This is a genomic window from Streptomyces sp. NPDC015242, assembly GCF_043079125.1.
In the GTDB taxonomy this organism is placed as follows: Bacteria; Actinomycetota; Actinomycetes; order Streptomycetales; family Streptomycetaceae; genus Streptomyces.
The window spans coordinates 56,810-74,113 of record NZ_JBIBUF010000005.1 but is presented as its reverse complement, the minus strand read 5'-3'; the positions used below and the strand labels follow the sequence as shown (position 1 = coordinate 74,113).

16 protein-coding genes are annotated in these 17,304 nt (G+C 75.5%); 3 read left to right on the top strand and 13 right to left on the bottom strand.

From position 1 onward, the window contains the following. Positions 1-4: 4 nt before the first annotated feature. From ACF07N_RS18185 to ACF07N_RS18165, 5 genes are all read right to left on the bottom strand, one after another. Positions 5-1,612, bottom strand: coding sequence for a glycosyl hydrolase (locus tag ACF07N_RS18185; protein ID WP_392113821.1), 1,608 nt, complete (start codon positions 1,610-1,612; stop codon positions 5-7). After that, on the bottom strand, positions 1,605-2,939 hold the full coding sequence (locus tag ACF07N_RS18180; protein ID WP_392113818.1) for a hypothetical protein: 1,335 nt from the start codon (positions 2,937-2,939) through the stop codon (positions 1,605-1,607). Before ACF07N_RS18180 ends, ACF07N_RS18185 begins: the two co-directional genes overlap by 8 nt. Before the next feature lie 169 nt (positions 2,940-3,108). After that, a complete protein-coding gene (locus ACF07N_RS18175; protein WP_392113815.1) occupies positions 3,109-3,996 on the bottom strand; it encodes a hypothetical protein in 888 nt (295 codons plus the stop codon). 176 nt (positions 3,997-4,172) lie between these two features. Beyond that, positions 4,173-4,679, bottom strand: a complete 507-nt coding sequence (locus tag ACF07N_RS18170; protein WP_392113812.1) for a DUF4913 domain-containing protein — start codon at positions 4,677-4,679, stop codon at positions 4,173-4,175. 89 nt (positions 4,680-4,768) lie between these two features. Then, positions 4,769-5,803 carry an NlpC/P60 family protein gene (locus ACF07N_RS18165; protein ID WP_392113809.1) on the bottom strand — a complete coding sequence of 345 codons (1,035 nt, stop codon included), beginning with the start codon at positions 5,801-5,803 and terminating at the stop codon, positions 4,769-4,771. A gap of 147 nt (positions 5,804-5,950) precedes the next feature. On the opposite strand from ACF07N_RS18165, the gene ACF07N_RS18160 reads away from it, so the two are divergent. Together ACF07N_RS18160 and ACF07N_RS18155 are read left to right on the top strand one after the other, a co-directional pair. Next, entirely contained in the window at positions 5,951-6,352 is a 402-nt protein-coding gene (locus ACF07N_RS18160) for a hypothetical protein (RefSeq protein ID WP_383330974.1), read from the top strand. After that, the gene (locus tag ACF07N_RS18155) at positions 6,349-7,635 is read left to right on the top strand and encodes a DUF418 domain-containing protein (RefSeq protein WP_392113806.1); all 1,287 of its coding nucleotides are present in this window, start codon (positions 6,349-6,351) and stop codon (positions 7,633-7,635) included. The genes ACF07N_RS18160 and ACF07N_RS18155 overlap by 4 nt, the downstream gene beginning before the upstream one ends. Here the strand turns inward: ACF07N_RS18155 and ACF07N_RS18150 are convergent. The 8 genes from ACF07N_RS18150 to ACF07N_RS18115 all read right to left on the bottom strand — a co-directional run bounded on the left by ACF07N_RS18150 (position 7,538) and on the right by ACF07N_RS18115 (position 16,000). Further along, positions 7,538-9,346, bottom strand: coding sequence for a type IV secretory system conjugative DNA transfer family protein (locus ACF07N_RS18150; RefSeq protein ID WP_392113803.1), 1,809 nt, complete (start codon positions 9,344-9,346; stop codon positions 7,538-7,540). The genes ACF07N_RS18155 and ACF07N_RS18150 overlap by 98 nt on opposite strands. Further along, positions 9,343-10,911, bottom strand: a complete 1,569-nt coding sequence (locus tag ACF07N_RS18145) for an ATP/GTP-binding protein (RefSeq protein WP_392114823.1) — start codon at positions 10,909-10,911, stop codon at positions 9,343-9,345. The genes ACF07N_RS18150 and ACF07N_RS18145 overlap by 4 nt, the downstream gene beginning before the upstream one ends. A 233-nt stretch (positions 10,912-11,144) precedes the next feature. Next, the gene (locus tag ACF07N_RS18140; protein ID WP_392113801.1) at positions 11,145-12,638 is read right to left on the bottom strand and encodes an SCO6880 family protein; all 1,494 of its coding nucleotides are present in this window, start codon (positions 12,636-12,638) and stop codon (positions 11,145-11,147) included. A gap of 171 nt (positions 12,639-12,809) precedes the next feature. Continuing rightward, a complete protein-coding gene (locus ACF07N_RS18135) occupies positions 12,810-14,066 on the bottom strand; it encodes a hypothetical protein (protein WP_392113799.1) in 1,257 nt (418 codons plus the stop codon). A 1-nt stretch (position 14,067) separates the two neighbouring features. Beyond that, positions 14,068-14,880 (bottom strand): hypothetical protein, encoded by an 813-nt coding sequence (locus tag ACF07N_RS18130; RefSeq protein WP_392113796.1) that lies wholly within the window; start codon positions 14,878-14,880, stop codon positions 14,068-14,070. Positions 14,881-14,901: 21 nt separating this feature from the next. After that, positions 14,902-15,186 carry a hypothetical protein gene (locus ACF07N_RS18125; RefSeq protein WP_383322285.1) on the bottom strand — a complete coding sequence of 95 codons (285 nt, stop codon included), beginning with the start codon at positions 15,184-15,186 and terminating at the stop codon, positions 14,902-14,904. 83 nt (positions 15,187-15,269) lie between these two features. Then, positions 15,270-15,560: a hypothetical protein gene (locus ACF07N_RS18120; protein WP_392113793.1), complete on the bottom strand. Its 291-nt coding sequence runs from the start codon at positions 15,558-15,560 to the stop codon at positions 15,270-15,272. Then, on the bottom strand, positions 15,557-16,000 hold the full coding sequence (locus tag ACF07N_RS18115; protein ID WP_392113790.1) for a hypothetical protein: 444 nt from the start codon (positions 15,998-16,000) through the stop codon (positions 15,557-15,559). Before ACF07N_RS18115 ends, ACF07N_RS18120 begins: the two co-directional genes overlap by 4 nt. A gap of 432 nt (positions 16,001-16,432) precedes the next feature. Between ACF07N_RS18115 and ACF07N_RS18110 the strand changes: the two genes are divergently transcribed. After that, on the top strand, positions 16,433-17,290 hold the full coding sequence (locus tag ACF07N_RS18110) for a lytic transglycosylase domain-containing protein (RefSeq protein ID WP_392113787.1): 858 nt from the start codon (positions 16,433-16,435) through the stop codon (positions 17,288-17,290). Positions 17,291-17,304: the final 14 nt, after the last annotated feature.

The following is a 17,304-nucleotide window of genomic DNA, read 5'->3' as shown; positions in this document are numbered from 1 at the left end:
AGCCTCAGCGCACCTCGCGGTAGATCCGCCCGCTCGCGTTGGGCACCGCCCCGTCGTAGAGACCCGTCGGGCTGGTCTCCTTCGACAAAGCGAACCAGGCGTACCGCTCGACGAAGTCCAGCCCGTTCAGCATCTCGGTGGAGGACCGGACGAAGTCGGTCTGCTCCTGCTCGCTCGGGTAGCGCGGGGCGCCCCCGGAGAAGTCGATCAGGGCGTACTCCGTGAGCCAGACCGGCTTCTTGTAACGGTCGTGCACGGCCTGGAGATAGCCGCGCAACTGGTCGGCCGCGCCGGGTCCGAAGTCGGCGCCGTACCAGTGCACCGGGATGAAGTCGACCCGCAGGCCCCGCTGTTCGGCCCCGCTCATGAACCGGTCCAGCCAGCCGCCCGCCACGTCCGCGCCGGAGGCGACCGCGGGGGCGCCCAGACGCAGGCCGGTCGACTCCAGCCGGGGCCACAGGTCGAGGGCCTGTTCGGGCGACATGTCGGCCTGGCCGGCGTGGTCCGGCTCGTTGAACCCGAGGAGCGCCTTGCCCTCGCGGGCGGCCTGCCCCAGTTCGGCGTCGGTGACCGACCCGGGCCCCCAGATCATCGGGACGTACTCGGCGCCCCTGGAGCTGGTGACGCCGTCGGCGGAGGAGGTCCAGTTGTAGTACCAGGACGAACCGGAGTCGGTCAGGGCCTCGGAGGCGCCCGCCACGGGGTTCAGGGCGACGCCCTTGCCGGAGGCCGCCGGGGTGCCGTCGCCGCCGGGCCGCCCGGTGGCCGTGGGGCCCGGTCCGGGCGCGGTGGCGCCGTCGCCGGTGCCGTGGAAGGTGACGGTCAGGCCGGTGCACTCCCGGCACTGGTACACCACGCGGTTGCCCTGCTCGGTGTCGTGCTTGGACCAGCTGTAGGCGGTCGGGCAGGTCGCGGCCAGCGCGTCGCTGTAGAGCGTCTTCGCGTCCCGGTTCGGGTTGACGCACACCAGCGGCCGGCCCGTGCCCTCGTCCCGGACCAGGTTGTCCGCCGGGCAGGCGGCCAGCAGATCCGTGGCACACCCGGCCGGCGCGCACGCTCCCGACTCGGGCGGTGTCACGCCGTCGGGCGTGATGGTGATCGGGGACGCGACGGCGTTGACGTAGCTGACGTTGTACCAGGGCGCCAGGCCGTCCTTCGGGTCGAAGTTGAACTCTGCGAGGCCGGTGGGCTGTTCACCCGTGGAACACCGGTCGGCCCAGGGGCCGCAGTCGCCGACGGCGCAGTGGAACGTGCTCCCCTCCTCGCCGGAACAGCCCTCCCGGGCGAAGAACTTGCCCCGCCAGTGCCCGGCGCCCGACTGCTCCGGGATCGTGACGGTGGCCGACTGGCCCGGGTCCAGCGTGGGCAGCCCGTTGAGCGCGGCCGACCCGTCGGCGTTGACCGTGCTGCCGATCCAGACGCGGTGGCCGGTCGTGTTGCGGAAGGTGACGGTGTGCTCGGGGGCGCCGGTACCGGCGGCCGGAGTGCCCGTGATGCTCACGCCGTCCGGGCGCTGGCTCTGCATCAGCAGCGCGGTGCCGGCGACACCGGCCACGACCAGGAGCAGTGCCAGCAGGAACGAGGTGCGGCTGCGGAGGGCCGGTCTACGCATGGACCGTGCCTTTCGCGGGGGCGACGTACGTCATGTCCGTCCTCTCTTCTGGGATGGGTTGGGGGTGGTGGGCCGGTGGGCGGGGGCCGGGCGGTGCGAGCTCGCCGGCGAGCCGGGGGTGCCCGGGGCCGTGGGGGCGGGAGACGGCCGGAGGGTGTCGAGGGAGCCGCGCACGGCCGCGTGCCCCTCGCTGCCGAGCAGGGGTGACGGCAGCGCGGCGGGCAGCGACGGGGAGACCGCCGCCGGGCTCGGCGGGGGGCCCGCCCGGCGGGACGCCGTCGGCGGTACCGGCGGCGTACGAGGCCCGTTCGGCCTGCCGAGCGGCGTGCTCGGCCGCGAGGAAGGCGTGGCCGTCGAAGACGTCCGTGGCGCGCGGAGTGGCGGTGGGGCTGGTGGCGAGCCGGTCCCGCTGGGCCTCGGCGGCGGCGCGGAAGCCGTCGCCGTCGAGGACGTCGGTGGGGCCGCCGGGGGAGGCGGTGGCGCCGGTGCCGAGCCGTGCCCACCGCGCCCGCCGGGCCGCGTCGAAGGCCTGGCCGTCGGCCGCCGGGTCCTGACCGGGGCCGTCGAAGCCGTTCCGCTGCGGCACCGGAGCGGTGTCCGGCCGCTCGCCGGCGGCCGTCCGCTCCCAGCGTGCGCGCAGCGCCGCGAACTGCCGTGCGTCGGCAGCCATGATCCGGTCCCGGGCGGCGTCCAGCGCTTCGGCGGCGGTGCCGGTCCCGGGCCCGGTCCGCGTCCGCGTGCCGACGGCGGCGGCGTGCGCGGGCGGGGCCGGAACGGCCGGGGGCGGCTCGCGCAGCGCCTCCCGCATATGGGCGTTGGCGGCGTACCGCGCGACCGTCGGCATGCTCTCCGGGGACCGCTCGAAGGCCGTGCGCCACCGTTCGTCGGTCCTGAGCAGCCGGAGCACCGCGTCCTCGAACGCCTCGTGCCGGAGCGTCGGGAGCCGGCCGATCCGGCGCTCCAGGCGCGCCACGTCCGGGTGCGCCGCCCCGGTCGCGGTCTGCGGGGGCGGCCCGGCGGCGGGGGCCCGGGCGAACGTGGGCGCCGGGTCCGGCTGCCCGGGCCCGCCGGGCTCCGCGCCCCAGCCGGCGACGGCCCCGTCCCGGGCGGCCGGCGAGGTCCGCCCGGACAGCCGGTCGAGGAACCTGCGCACGAGCCGGCTCAGACGCTCCCGGGCGCCCGGGGCGTCCACCGCGTCGCGTTCGCCGCGGCGAGGCCGGTCCCGCAGGCGGTACTCGGTCCTGATCAGCTCACGCGCCAGCCGGACCTCGGCAGGCTCCTCGGCCGGCCGGTGCCGGTCCGGGGAGGTCGCGTCGTCATCCGCCACGGTGCCCCTCTCTCAGGTCGGACGGTGCGGACAGGAAGCGACAACGGGTGGGCCCGAGCCCGCGGTTCAACGGCGGTCCGCCCGGGCGGGCACGGCACGGCGGCCGCCTCCCGGGGGAGACGGCCGCCTGCGCCGGGTCCGGCACGCACCGGTCCGGCGGTGCGGGGGCCTAGCGGCCGACTGGCCTCTTGCCCTGGGCCTTCTTGGACAGCTGCGCCTCCGCGGGCTGCTGGCTGCTGACGCGTCCGCTGGAGGAGCCGGCCGGGCTGAAGGCCCCGGCCGGGGTGTTGTTGGCCGGCGCCTGCAGGGACGAGGTGGAGGACGGCGCCGCCGACGCGGGAGTGAACCCGGGCGGGTACTGGCCCGGCTGGTTGCCGAGCATCGGGTTGCGGTGCATCCCGTACATCTCGTAGCCGGGGTCGTCCGCCACCCGTCCCGGGTCGGTCTGGGCGTGGCGCATGACGTCGGTCATCGTGGCGGCGCCTGCCACCCAGGAACCCGCGCCGCCGACCATCTTGGTGGTCGCCGACTCCTGGTCGCCCACGGCCGCGTACGTGTTCAGCGCCGTGGACGCCAGCCGGCCGAGGCTCGCGCTGACCTGGACCGGGTCCACGTGGCCGCCCGCGCGGGACTGCTGCACCTGCCCGTAGAGCTCCTTACCGGCCACCCCGGCCTGCGCCGCAATGCCGATGCCGTTCACGATCGTGGCGGCCCGGCCGGACGTGAACGCCGCGGCGCCCTGGATGACCGTCGGCGCGACGTCGACCAGGGCCTTGACGATGCGGGACTTGTTCTCCGCGACCCACGCGGCGGCGCTCTTGCTCCACCGCGCGACCTGCTGGCCCTGCGGCTGGGCCGTGTTGACCGCGTAGAACTGCCGGGCGGTCTGGTCGTACACGCCGGTGCCCGCGTTGGCGAACAGCGGAGGCGCGTCGTCCGGGACGGCCGCGCTGGAGACCCGGGCCTGTGCCTGCCGTCCGTTGTCGGAGATCCTGACGGACGAGTAGGAACTGGCGTTGGAGTTGGCGCTGTCGTCCGAGTACTCGGATCCTGCCATGTCACCCTTCCTTCCGGGAGGTGAGCGCCCCGTGCGGGGCTCCGCACGGAGCCTGTGACGGTGCCGGGACCGGCACCGCCGACCGGATGGCTGTACCGATCAGGAACCACAACGCGGCGGCGGGGGCGGACGGTTCATCCCCCGCTGCCCCTCGCGCCGTCCGCCCGGTGGCCGGCTCACGACCACGGGGACGGCGGCGGCGCGGGAGGCGGCGGTCCGAACGGGTCCATCGTCTCCACGGGGGGCTTCTCCTTCGGGCGGTGCATGCCCGGCTTGCAGCCCGCGAACGGGCCCTGCGGGTCCCGCAGGGTGTCCATGACCGTCGACAGGTGGTCGCGGTGCCAGACGGCCGGTCCGGTCATGTCCGAACCGGGCCCGGTGAGATCTCCCCAGGCGAGCCACAGGCCGTGCAACCGGGCGACCGCCTCCGGGTGTTCCCACCAGACGGGACACCAGGGGGACTGTGAGGTGACCTCCCTGCCGTAGACCGGCAGCAGCACGTGGTGCGTCCACAGGGTCAGCCGGCGCAGCGTCTGCGCGTACGCCGGCCCGTCCAGGTAGAGGATGAACCGCGGCGGGGTGGGTGGCTCCCCGCCGGGTGCCGGGGCGGACGCGCCGTCCGGGGCGCCGGGCGGTGGCGCGGCCCCGGGAGCGGCGGGGGGCGTCGGCTGGCCGGTGGACATGGGGCTCTCCTGCGGGTGCGTGGCGTGCGGTGGCGGCTGCGGGGACAGGTGCTCCGGGGACGTCGCGTGCCCGGGGAGCCGGTGGGGCATCAGGCGTCGGGCCGCACCACCCCGAGGATCTCCATCGACCCGGCCGGCGCCACCGTCACCTGACGCCCCGGGCGGGGGGCGTGGATCATCCGGCCGTCGCCGATGTAGAGGGAGACATGACTGGCGTCGGCGTTGTAGATGATCAGGTCGCCGGGGCGCATCCTCGTCACCGGGACGCGGCGCAGCAGACGCCACTGCTCCTGCGAGGTGCGCGGAATGGCCACGCCCGCCGCCCGCCACGCCTGCGAGGTGAGGCCGGAGCAGTCGTAGGAGTCGGGGCCCTCGGCGCCCCAGACGTACGGCTTGCCGAGTTCCCTGGTCGCGAAGGCCACGGCAGCGCGGCCCGCGGTGCTGCCCTTGGTGCCCGCGCTGTCGAGGACACCCGAGCGCACCCACTCGGCCTGGGCCTCGTCGGCCGTCTCGCGTTCCAGGGCGGCCAGTTCACGGCGCTGCTCGTCCTCCAGCCGCGACTCCACCCGCCGGGCCGCGTCGATCCGGGCCCGGATCGTCCTGCGGTGGGAGCCCAGGGAGGCGCGGTTCTCGCGCAGCCGCTCCAGCTCGTCGGCCGCCTCGTCGCCGCGGGTGCGCAGTTCCTCCTCCGTCGCGGCCAGGGCCTTGATCACCCGGTTCGTGGCCAGCTGTGCCTGACGGGCCAGGGAGGCGCTGTCCAGGGCGCGTTCGGGATCGTCGGCGAGCGCGAACTGCACCTCGGCGGGGACACCGCCCCCGCGGTACTGGGAGCGGGCCGCCGCCCCGGCCAGTCCGGTCAGCCGGCTCAGCTTCCGCTCGGCCGAGGCCACCTGGCCCCGGAGGGTGCCGAGGCGCTTCCGCTGCCGGGCGACCTTGCCGTCCAGCGCGTTGTACTTCTCCGTGGCCACTTCGGCCTGGTGGTAGAGGCGGTCGAGTTCGGCACGCACCTCCGGAAGGGTCCGCGGTTCGGCGCCGGCGGGCTGGTGGAGCGTCGCCGTCAGGGCCAGGGCCAGCGTGACGACGGCCGCCGTCCGGCGGCCGTGCGCGCCCGGGGTCTGTCTCATGCGCTTCGTGGCTCCTTCGTGGCTCCTTCGTGGTCAACGGGCACCCGCACAACGGGCCCGTGCCCCGCGGAGGTTCAAGGGCGGTGTGAACCGGGGCGGTCCCACCGGCCGTTGTGCTCCGCGAGGGCGCCGGGCGAAGGAGCTGATGTGAACGCACAGGTGGTGCTGCTGGCGCTGTGCACGGGGCTCGGCCTCGGCTGCCTGCTGGCCGCGGTCCGGGCCCTGGCGGCGGCCGCCGCTCTGTGGGCGCGCGGCCGCCGGGTCGTGGGGCGGGTGACGGCACACACCGCGGCCGGCCGGCGGCGCGGCGGGCTGGTCGTGTTCTCCGACCACCTGGGCAGGGACCTCGTGCTCGATCCGGGGCCGTTCGGGCCGTGGTGCGGGCTGCCCCCGGTCGGCGGCAGCGTGCCGGTCGTGTACGCGCGCGAGCGCCCCACCCACGCCAGACTGTGGACGTCCCGGGCTCTGCTGGCCCCCGCCTTCGGCTGGTTCCTGTCCGCCACCCTGGCGTTCGGCACCGGGGCCGCGACGGCCGGGTGGGCCGGGTGAGCCCGGCCGGTGCTCCGCAGGGCGCGCGGGTGGGCGAACTCGACGTGCTGCGCGGGTTCGCCCTGTCCGGCATCCTCGTCGTCAACGCCCTGCTGATGGCGGGTCCGTCCACGGTCTTCGGCGGCCCGCCGGGGGCGCCGGTGGCCGACCGGGTCGCCGCCTGGCTCGTGACCGCACTGGTCACCGCCAAGTTCTACGTCCTGTTCTCCTTCCTCTTCGGCTACGGCTTCGTCCTCCAGGCCCGGTCCGCGCGCCGGGCCGGCGCGGCCTTCGCGCCCCGTCATCTGCGGCGCGCGGGGAGCCTGTTCGTGCTGGGCGCCGCACACGCGGTCCTGCTGTACCCCGGGGACATCCTCACGACGTACGCCGTCCTCGCCCTGGTGCTGTACGGGCTGCGCGGTCTCACCGTCCGGGCCGCGCTGCGGCTCGCGGCCGCCCTCCTGGTGCTCCTCGCGGCGCTGCTGCTCGGGTACGGGCTGCTGACCGTCGCCCTCACCGAGCCGGTCCCCGCCGGCGCGTACGCGCCCCGGGCCGCCGAACGGGTCGCCGCCTACCGGGGCGACGCCGTCTCCGTGCTCGGCACCCACCTGCGCGACCTGCCCGCCGCGTTCGGCACCGGCCTGCTGTACGCGCCCGCCATGCTGGCCGCGTTCCTGGGCGGGCTGGCGGCTGCGAAGTGCCGGCTCGCCGAGCGGCGCGGCCGGGACCGCGCCTGGCTGCGCCGGACCGCCCTGCGCGGGCTGCCGTACGGCCTCGCCGGCGGTGTGGTCGCCGCCTGCTGCGCGACCGGCCCGCTGGACGGCCGCTGGTTCCTGGCCGGGCAGGCGGCGACCGTGCTGACCGCGCCGGCGCTCGCCGCCTCGTACGCCTGCGGTCTGCTCCTGCTGCTGGGGCGGGCCGGGGACCGCGTCCCGGCGGTGGCCCGGGTGCTCGCCGCCGCCGGGCGCATGTCGCTCAGCCACTATCTCACCCAGTCGCTCGTCCTGGTCTGGGTGTTCTCCGGGTACGGCCTGGGCCTCCACGACCGGGCCGGTACGGCTCTGGTCCTGACCGGGTGCGTGCTGCTCTACGCGGTGCAACTGGCGCTCGGCGCGCGGCTGTCGGCGCACGTGCGCCACGGGCCGGCCGAGTACGTCCTGCGAGCCGTCACCCTGGGGGCGCGCCCCGGTGCCGTCCGGCGGAACGTCACGGCACCTGCTCGGACAGCGGCACCCCGTGCGGCCCCGGCAGACCCGGAACAGCGGGCGGACCGGGCGGGAGACGGCGTGCGGCGCGCTCCGTGATGGCCGCGGTCTCCGCCTTGGCCGCCGCCGAGATCGCCGCCGCGCCGGGCTCCTTGTACCAGGGCCGCAGCCGGATCAGCGCGGGCTTGACGCCGGTGGCCAGCAGCAGCGCCGTGCCCTTGGGCAGGGCACGGATGCGGTCCGGCGGCAGGACGGCCTCCTGACGGTAGGAGTACGACCGTGACGTGCCCTCCCTGCCGCGCGAGACGGTGGGGGTGCGCACGTCGTGCTGGCCGACGAGCGTGGACACCTTCTGCACGAAGTCGGCGTCGTCCAGACCCGCCCCGAGCAGCTTGACCGTCGCCGCGCTCCACAGCGCGTCCATGCCGATCTCGCCCCACACCCGGGCCCCCTGGCGGTAACTCTGCAGCAGCGTCACGACGTTGATGCCGCGGGAGCCGAAGTGCGAGTACAGGTCGGGCAGATCGGAGATGCGGCAGACGTTGGCGGCCTCGTCGAGCACCGCGGTCAGCGGCGGATCGAGCCGGCCGCCCATGCGCTCGGCGGCCACCACACCCGCCCGCATCGTCGCGTCGGCGAGCCCCGCGATCACACCGGCCGCGGAACCGCCGCCGTCCTTGGAGAGCAGGTAGAGCGTGTCCCGGCCGAGGACGTGCCGGTCGGGGCGGAATTCCGGCAGCCGCGGATCGGGCGTGACCCAGGCGAGGATCTCCGGGTCCAGCAGGCAGGAGACGGTCTGGCGGGCGGTTTCGTAGATGCCGTCCCGGGTCTCCACCGCGCCGCGGACGGTCCCCTGCAACTGCTCGGCCATCGCCACGAGTCCCGCGTCGCGCAGCAGGTCGACGGGCGTCCGGTCGGCGGGGTCGGCGAGCCAGCCGAGCAGATGGGGCAGGGGGGTGCCGCTGCGGGCCGCGGCCAGGAAGAGCGCCGTCAGCGTGTTCTGGGCGGCCGAGATCCAGAAGTCCTTCTTCGCCGTGTCGTCGTTGACGGACGCCACGAAGTGACCGGCCATGCGGCGGGCGCCCTCGATGGTGTGGCACTCGCCGAGCAGGTTCCACCACATGGCCCGCGGGGTGTGGGCGATGCCCTGCGGGTCGAACGTCCAGACCGTGCCCGCCCTCTCGCGCTCGGCGCGGGTGACGGCGTACACGTCGGCCTTGTTGGAGGTGAGCAGGACCGCGCCCTGGGCGCGCAGCACCCGGGGGACGGCGATGCCCGTGGACTTGCCGGCCCGCGGCGCCATCAGGTCCAGCTCCACGTCCTCGTAACTGCTACGCAGCTCCGGCCCGTCGGGCACGAGGTCGCCGAGGAGGTTGCCGGTCTCGTCCGGGTGCAGCCGGTCGCGGCCCTTGAGGGTGGGGCGCAGATCGCGGGCGCGGGCCTCGATGCCCTTGGGGCACATCGCGGCGAGCTCGCGCCGCCCGGCCAGGCCCTCGGTGCGGCCGGCCCGGCGCAGCAGGAAGCGGACCAGGAGCGCGACCGGCAGCGCGACCAGTACCAGCAGCGCGAACATGCCCGCGTACAGCGCCGCCGGCGGGGTCCCCGGCCACAGACCGCCGGGGCCGGTGGACACCAGCCGCTCCACCGTGGACAGCGCGAACGGGGGGCCGCCCCAGCCGTGACCGGTCAGCCCGGACCCGAGGGTCCCGCCGGACCAGACGACGGCGAACGCGGCCAGTCCGGTGCCGGCCAGCGCCACGATCGCCCAGGGCAGCTGCTCGTGCACGGAACCGGTGCCCGGGGCCTTCACGCGGTCCACCTCCCCGCGCCGTCCCCGGCCGGCGGGCCGCCGGGCATGCCGGGCATCGCGTACGCCCCCTCCTGCGCGGCCCGCGCCACCTGTGCGGCGGTGTGGGCGAGTTCCTGCTCCACGGCACGCTCGACGGCCTGCTCGTTCGGCGTCCACCGGGTGTTGGTGTCGTGCAGCCGGCGTTCGGCGTCGGTGATGGCGACCTTGATCGGGATGCCGGGGCGCCCGCCGACCTTGATCAGGAAACGGCCCCGGCCGGGCGGCTCCTCGTGCTCCCCGGTCACCCCCCAGCCCGGCGGCGAGGACCACGACGACACGAGTTCGATCTCGCGCCGGGACAGCCCCACCACCTTGCCCAGGTCCTCCATCTCCGCCCTCGGCAGACCCGCGCACACCACCATGCCCGCCCGCTCGACGAACCCGCGGGCCTTGGCCCGGTCCGCGTCGGTGCCGAGCGCCTCGGCGTCCTTCAGCGTGTGCGTGATCTTGGCGTCGCCCAGGCCGAGGGAACGGTTCAGCCGCGTCAGCGCGTCGATGCGGTCGACGATGCCGGACGCGGCGCGCAGCGGCCGCCACAGCTCGTCGAGCACCGTGAAGAACCAGCGCCGCGGCTCCAGTCCGGCGTCGGCGAGCGCGTGCGAGGCGGCCACCGTGCCGAGCCCGTCGGACCAGGCGGCGAGCATCGCGGCGGCGGTCAGCTGGGTGTCGGCCTCACCGATGCCGGAGATGTCGATGCACACCGCGGGGGCGGCCGGGTCGATGCGGGTGGAGGTCTCCGACGCGAACGTGTCGCCCAGCGGACCGTCGAGGATGCCCAGCAGGGAGCGGTGCAGCGGGTCGACGGCGTCCCGGTAGCGGGCGTCGTCGCCCCGGTCCAGGGTGACCGCGCGCACCCGGTCCGGACCCTCGGCGAGCACCCTGAGCACGTCCGGCAGCAGCACCGTACGGCCCGGCGGGGTGCGCTCGCGCAGATGGTGCAGGACGGCGGAGAGCACCGACTGCTCGTGGTCGTCCATCGGCCGGCCGCGCACGATGGTGATCAGCGCGGCCACCATGTTCAGCACCCGGCCGTGCGTCTCGGCCTTCAGCACCTCGCCCGCCTCGCCGCCGATCCGCGCCGCCGCCGCGCCCATCGCGCCCGGGTCGAGGACGTTGATGCCGCCCCGGCCGCGCCCGATGGAGATCACCTGGCCGCCCAGGGCCCGGACCGTGTCGGCGTAGTCGGGTTTGAGGTCGCCGAGGACCAGCGGCACGACCCCGGTCGCCGACAGGCCGATCAGCATGCGGTTGACGAGCGTGGACTTGCCCAGGCCCGGCATGCCGAGCATGAACAGCGACGGGTTGGAGATGTAGCGGGCCCGGGTGAACCAGTTGAGCGGGTCGCCGCAGACCGTGGCCCCGGTGAACAGGTGCTGCCCCAGCGGCACACCCGTCATGGGCGAGCCGGAACCCGCGGCGAACGGCCACATGCCGCACGCCTGCACGGTCGTGGCCCGCCACATGGTCGGCGGGTCCAGATAGCCGACCCGCCCGCCGCCCGGCCCGTACCAGCCACGCGGCGGCACGAAGAGCTCACGCGGCCGCGCACCGCTCTCCCTGCGGCCCTTGCCGCTCTTGCCGCTCTTGCCGCTCTTGCGGCCGCCACCGCGCCCGCCCGCGTCCCCGTCCGGCGCCTCGCTCCGCCCGGACGTGCCCGGCCGCTCGGCGCCCGCTCCGGCGCGCAGCGCGCGCAGTTCCTCGCTCGCCCGCAACTCGGCCAGCCGGTCGGCCTGTTCGGCCCGCTTCCGCTCCCGGCGGCTCACAGCGCCTCCTGCAGTTCGTGCGGGATCAGGGTCTGCTCCCAGGGCAGGATCCCGGCGGGCAGCGTGCAGCTGAACGCCGCCGCCTGCATTCGGTCGGCGGGCCGCATCAGCACCCGCGAGGCGGCGGTGAGGTTGCGCACGGTGACACTCGCGTCGGCCAGCTGCTCCATGGTGTCGACGGTGACCGTCAGCATCAGCGAGAACTCCACGAGCCCGGCGCCCGACGCCTCCTCGGCCGCGGTCTGCTCCGCCGCCCGCATCTCCGAGGCCGCCCGGGCCTGCACCATGCCCCGGCCCGACGTCGCCATGAACTGGGCGCTGCGCCGGTCCGCCTCGACGATCCGGGCCGAGGTGGCCGGGTCGATCGGCCGGTACACCAGCGCGACCCGCTTGCGCCGCGTGCCGGGCGCCGCCTCCAGCATGCCCCGCAGCACCGAGGACCGGACGGTACCGCGCGGCGCCAGCGTCATCAGCCACGTCCGGGACACCCCCGAGTCGTGCTGGTAGCTGCCCACGCTCTCCACGGCGGCGGCGGGACCGGCGTCGTCCCACTCCAGGCCCGTGCCGCCGTGCCGGGCCCGGGCGTCGAGGACGTCGGCGGCGACCGCCGGGTCGTAGGCCACCCGCACGACCTCCGCGATCCGTTCCGCCGACAGCGGGTAGGCCGCCCCGCCGCCGGCCGCGACCAGGCCGCTGAGCAGGCCGGGGATGCGGATGGCCAGATCGGTGATGACGTCCTCCTTCTTGCGCCGCTGGTGGGCGGGGACGCCGTAGGTGAGGGAGATGTACGTGTGCATCTCGGAGGACGCGGTGGGGTAGCGCTCGACGACCTCCTCCATCACGGCCCGGGCCGCGGCCGGGGCGTCCTCGCGGATGCGAGGCAGTACCTCGTGGGCGAGCCGGGTGCCGGGGTCGGGCGCGGTCTCCACGATCACCGACGCGCCGCGCAGGCCCGGCTCGTGGGCCAGCCGGGCCAGCCACTCGCCCCACAGCGCGACCCAGACGTCCACCTGGTCCGGGTCGACGAGCGCACCGCCGTCCGGGTCGCAGCCCAGCACGATCGTGTAGAGGTTGCGGTTGGGGTGGTGCAGCACGCCGAAGGGGCGGTCGTAGGCGTCCCGGCCCTCGGTCGCGCTCACCTTGTTGAGCAGGCCCGGCGGACGGAACCGGCCGCCGGGCCGGGCGGACAGCGGCCCCGAGACGTACAGGTGCGCGCCCTTGGCCCTGCGCCGCCGCCAGCCGACGCGCAGGGCCATCAGCTGGTAGACGTTGCGCCCGTCCTGGGTGCGGATGGCGAGCGGGACCAGGAGCACCGCGATGGGGGTGAACACGACCATCGCCGCGTACAGCGAGATCAGGGATGCGAGCAGCGTGAGGACGAGCCCGCCGAAGACACCGAAGGTGCCGACGAGCCCGAGCGGGCCGAGCCCGGGGCGCCGGGGGCGGCGCCAGTTCCCGTAGGTCGGGTGGGTGACGGCTTCCGTGGACATGGGGGTCCGTTGTCCCTTCGTGGAGTGGTGGGGTGGCGGGCGGTGGCACGGGCGGGCAGGCGGGGGGGAGGAGGAGACCGCCGGGCTCCGCGGGGGGAGCGGGAGCCCGGCGGCCGTTCGGGGCGCGGCGGGGAGGGGCGTCGCAGGGGAGCCCTCTCCCGGCCGCGGGGGTCAGGTGTTGTGCCCCTTGTCCGGGTCGGCGCCTTCCAGGGAGCCGGAGGCGGTGCGGCCGACGACCTGTGCCGCGGTCACCGCCGCCCCGACGGCGAGACCGACCGGGCCGCCCGCCGCGGCGGCCCGGCCCGCGCCCGCTGCCGCGCCGCCCCCGCCTCCACCGCCCGCGCCCGCCCCGGCGCCCGAGGCACCGGGCTCTCCCGGGCCGCCGGTGGCGGAGGAGCCGGACGCTCCGGCGTCCCCGGAGGCGCCCTGGGAGCCGCCCGAACCACCCGCGCCGGAGGCGCCCGACGCCCCCGACGCCCCCGAGGCGCCGCGCGGACCGCTCTCCCCGCCGCCCCCGCTTCCGCCGGTGGCGCCGGCTCCGAGCGAGCGGGCGCCGGACGCCAGGGACCCGCCGACCGTGGACATCGCCCCGGACATCGCGGACGCGCCGCCGAGAGCGGCGGTGGCCGGCACGACGAGCTTCAGCAGCGCGGGCAGGGCGACGGCGGACAGCAGCATCACGCCGATGCCGGCGATGCGTTCGTTGATGTCGCTGCCGCCGTTCTGACCCGAGGTGATCATGGCCGACCCCGCGTACAGCACCAGACCGGCCGCCGGCTTGTACAGCAGCCAGGCGATCATCCAGCCCAGGTGCTTGCGCCACCAGCCGCCGCCCCAGTCCGTCATGGAGGCGGCGGCGGCCAGCGGGAGGGTGCCCAGCAGCAGGATCATGACGCCGAGACGGATGTAGAGCAGGATCGTGTGGATGATCCCGGCGATCAGCAGCAGGAACGCGAGGACCAGCAGCAGGAACGCCTCGATGCCGTTGCCGTCGGAGCAGGCCCCCACGGCGCTCAGCTGCCTCTCGGCGCCCGCGTTGAACAGGTAGGTGGAGTAGTCGTCCGACAGGGCGGCGGCCGCCGTGACCACGGTGGTCGCGGCACCCGAGACGAGCACGACGCGCACGATGCCCTTGAGCGCGGTCGTACCGGCCGCGCCGCGCCGCTCGATCGCCATCCGGGCCGAGGCGAACAGCAGTGAGCCGACCGCCAGATAGACCACGATCCACTGCGTCTGGCTGTTGATGTCCTGGGCGGTGGTGGTCCCCGAGAGGGTCGGGATGCTGGTGGTCAGCGCCCCGAACACCGCGATGGCGCCCGCCAGTACGGCGTTGGCCACGCCCTCGACGATGGTCCCGATGGGGTCGCCGAGGAAGCTGAAGAATCCGACCGCGATGTCGACGATGGGATTTCCGGTCGGGCACGCCATGTCAAACCCCCCAGAGCAGATGGCCGTTGGTTCCCTGGACCGCCTTCACGGGCGTGTGCAGGGCACCGTTGCCGGACGGCAGGACCTTCCAGTCGCCGCCGCTCCAGCGCAGGGCGACCGAGGTGGTGGCGTAGCCCTGGGAGGTCTTCAGCAGCAGCTCCACGGTCGCCGCCGTACCGGAGTAGGCGGGCACCGAGAAACCGGCGTAGGAGGCGGCGGACGACGTGCCGGAGCCGGTGCCCGGGCGGGAGCCCGAGCCGGTGTCCGGCCCGCCGTCCGGGGCGTCGTCACGGACCGTGGAGCGCTTGAAGACGAACAGGTCCCGTCCCCGGCCGGGGACGACCTGCTCCTGGGCGACGGTCCGCCAGTCCCGCCCGCTCATGTGCGAGGGGATGATGTGGGCGGCGAGCACCGCCCCGGCCGGGGTGTGCGCGAAGCACCACCAGACGGGCCCCTGGGTCAGGGTCGGGCCGGCCGACGCCGAGACGGGCACACGCGTGACGCCGAGGGCGCGCCAGTCGACGTCGCCGGGCGGGGCCGTGAGCGGGGTCCGGGCGCTGCCGTCGTCGGTGCGGCACCCGTCGGGCCTGCCGTCCTTCATGGCCGGGGAGCCGGACAGCGGCCCCCGCGACGGCGGGGCGCCCGCGCGGTCGTCCGCGGTGCCCCGCCCGGCCGTCAGGGCGACGATCCCGCTCAGCAGGACGACGACGCCGAGGAACGCCGCCGACACCTGCCAGCCGCGCTGCCTCCAGTACGGCTCCGACGGCTCGGACCGGTACCGGCGTGGCTCCCGGTACTCCCTGCGCGTGAACATCTCGATCGTCCCGTCGCCGGCTCAGTTGAAGACGAAGCCGACCAGCGGACCCGCGGTGGCCACCAGGACGCAGCCGCCGAGCACCATGCCGAGACGGCTCATGTGCTCGGAACTCTCACCGCGCTTGAGCGAGATGGCCATCATCGTGCCGGTGATCAGCACGCCGGCGACGCCGGCCGCGGTGCCGGCCCAGGCCGCTATGCCGAGCACGGTGTTGACCTTGTCGGTGAGTTCGCCGGGCGCGTTGCTCTGCGGCTGGGGCACCCCGGCGGCGAGCAGGCGGGTGGCTTCGTGGAGCAGGGACATGGGATCTCCGGGTGGGTCGGCGCCCGGCGTGAGCGGCGGACGCGGGGGAGTGGGTGAGGGGCGGAACGGGAGGTGTGCGGACCTCAGTGGAGGGACAGATCGCCGAGGAACGCGACGATCGGGCCGGCCGTCGTGGCGAGCAGGCAGGCCAGCGTGACGAAGAAGAAGCCGCGGAAGTACGTGCCGCCCTCGCCCGGTTCGCCGCGGCGCAGCTGGATCGCCATCTGGATGCCGACGATGAGCAGGCCGGCGACTCCCGCGGCCGAGGCGCACCAGGCGAGGACACCGAGGATGGCCCCCGCGTCGGGGGTCGGGTTGTAGGCGGCCAGCCGCCCGCCCGCGGGCAGGGCGAGGCCGAGGAACGGGGAGGTCATGATGCGGTTCTTTCGCCGTCGGCGCCCACCAGGTCGGCCAGCGCGCTGAGTTGCCGGGGGAGGTACTTGGGCTGACCGCCCACCCGCCAGGCCGGGATCCACGGCACCCGCTGCACGGGGGCGACCGAGCGGACGACCCGGATGCGGCGCAGCAGGCCCAGCGGGAGCCGCCCGGGAGCGTCGGCGACCAGGACGACGGCCAGCAGGTCGAGCCCCTGCGGAGCCTTGCCGTCCCGCAGTGCGCCCAACGCCCGGGACACGGCGCGCAGTCCGCGCGCGCTCGTCCGGCCGACCAGCACGATCCGGCGCGGTTCGCCGCGCGCGGGCTCCGGCCAGCGGGCCCCGACGTCGGCCCCGCCGAGCGCCTCGGCGAGCGAGGTGGCGCCGGCCCCGCCGTGGGCCTTGACCCACCCGATCCCGTGCGGCGACGTCCCGCGCACCGGCGTCCGCGGCCCCGGCTCGGCCCAGGGGGCCTCACCTCCGGTGACGGTGGAGGCCTTGCGGGGGGCGACGGACCTCCGGCGGGCGGCCGGAGCGGGGCCGTGGCCGGGCACGGGACCCGGGCGGGGCGTGGCCGGGGGGCCGGGCGTGGGCGCGGGGCGGGGATTCGTCTGCCCGCCCCCGGGTGCCGCCGGCTGTCCGGTCTTCGGCCCCCGGACCCATGAGTGCGGGTTCGACGGCGTGTTCTCAGGAGTGCCCATGTGCGGTCAGCCCTCCTTCTCCGCTCGCGCTGCGGCTGCTCTGGCTCATCTGATGTCCACCGGTTTGAACTGAAGTGCGCCGGGGCCCGTTTCGATCTCCCGAGCCCGTCGACAGCACAACGGGCCGTCCAGCCGTCGCGGTTCAAGGGATGAGGAAGAAGGCGGAGGCGCATGAGCGCGGGCACGGGAGACAGCGGGGAGGGCGGGACCTCCACCGCCGTCCGGAACACCATCGCCGCCGGCACCGGCTGCGGCTGCCTGCTGTCGCCGCTCGCGCTGCTCGGCGCCCTGGTCGTGATCATCATCATCGGAGGGTTCGGGGTCCTGCTGGCCCCGCTCATCGCGCTGATCCTGCTGTTCTCGGGCGGCGGCGGAGGCGGTTCCGCCGGTGCGGACGACGCGGACGAGGTGATCGCCGTCTTCAACGGTGACGGCGGGGGCGAGCTGGACCGCTCGACCGTGCCGGAGGACCTGGCGGACCCGATCGAGGAGGCCGGTGACCTGTGCGAGGAGATCGGCCCGGTCGTCATCGCCGCGCAGATCGAGCGGGAGTCCGGCTTCAACGCGGAACTGGTCGGTGAGAACGGGGAGAAGGGCATCTCCCAGCTGCCGCCCGCGGTCTTCGAGAAGTACGGCGAGGACGACGACGACAACGACGAGACGTCGGCGCTCGACGCCGAGGACTCGATCATGGCGCAGGGCCGCTACCTGTGCGACCTCGCCGACGAGGCCCGGCGGATGATCGACGCGAACGAGGCCACCGGCAGCGTCCTGGACCTCACGCTGGCCGGCTACCACGTGGGGATGGACGCCGTGCGCGCGGCCAAGGGGGTGCCGCAGACGAACGAGGCGCAGGGCTACGTCCTCGCCATCCGCGCCCAGTTCGCCAAGTACGCGGGCGTGGCCGCGCCGCCGCCCGGCTCCACCCCGGGCGTCACGCCGGGAGCGGCACCCGGCCCCACGGGGTCCCCGTCCGCGTCCCCTTCGCCGTCCCCGTCCGCGTCCGCGTCCGCCGTTTCGGGCGCCTGAGCATCAGAAGGACT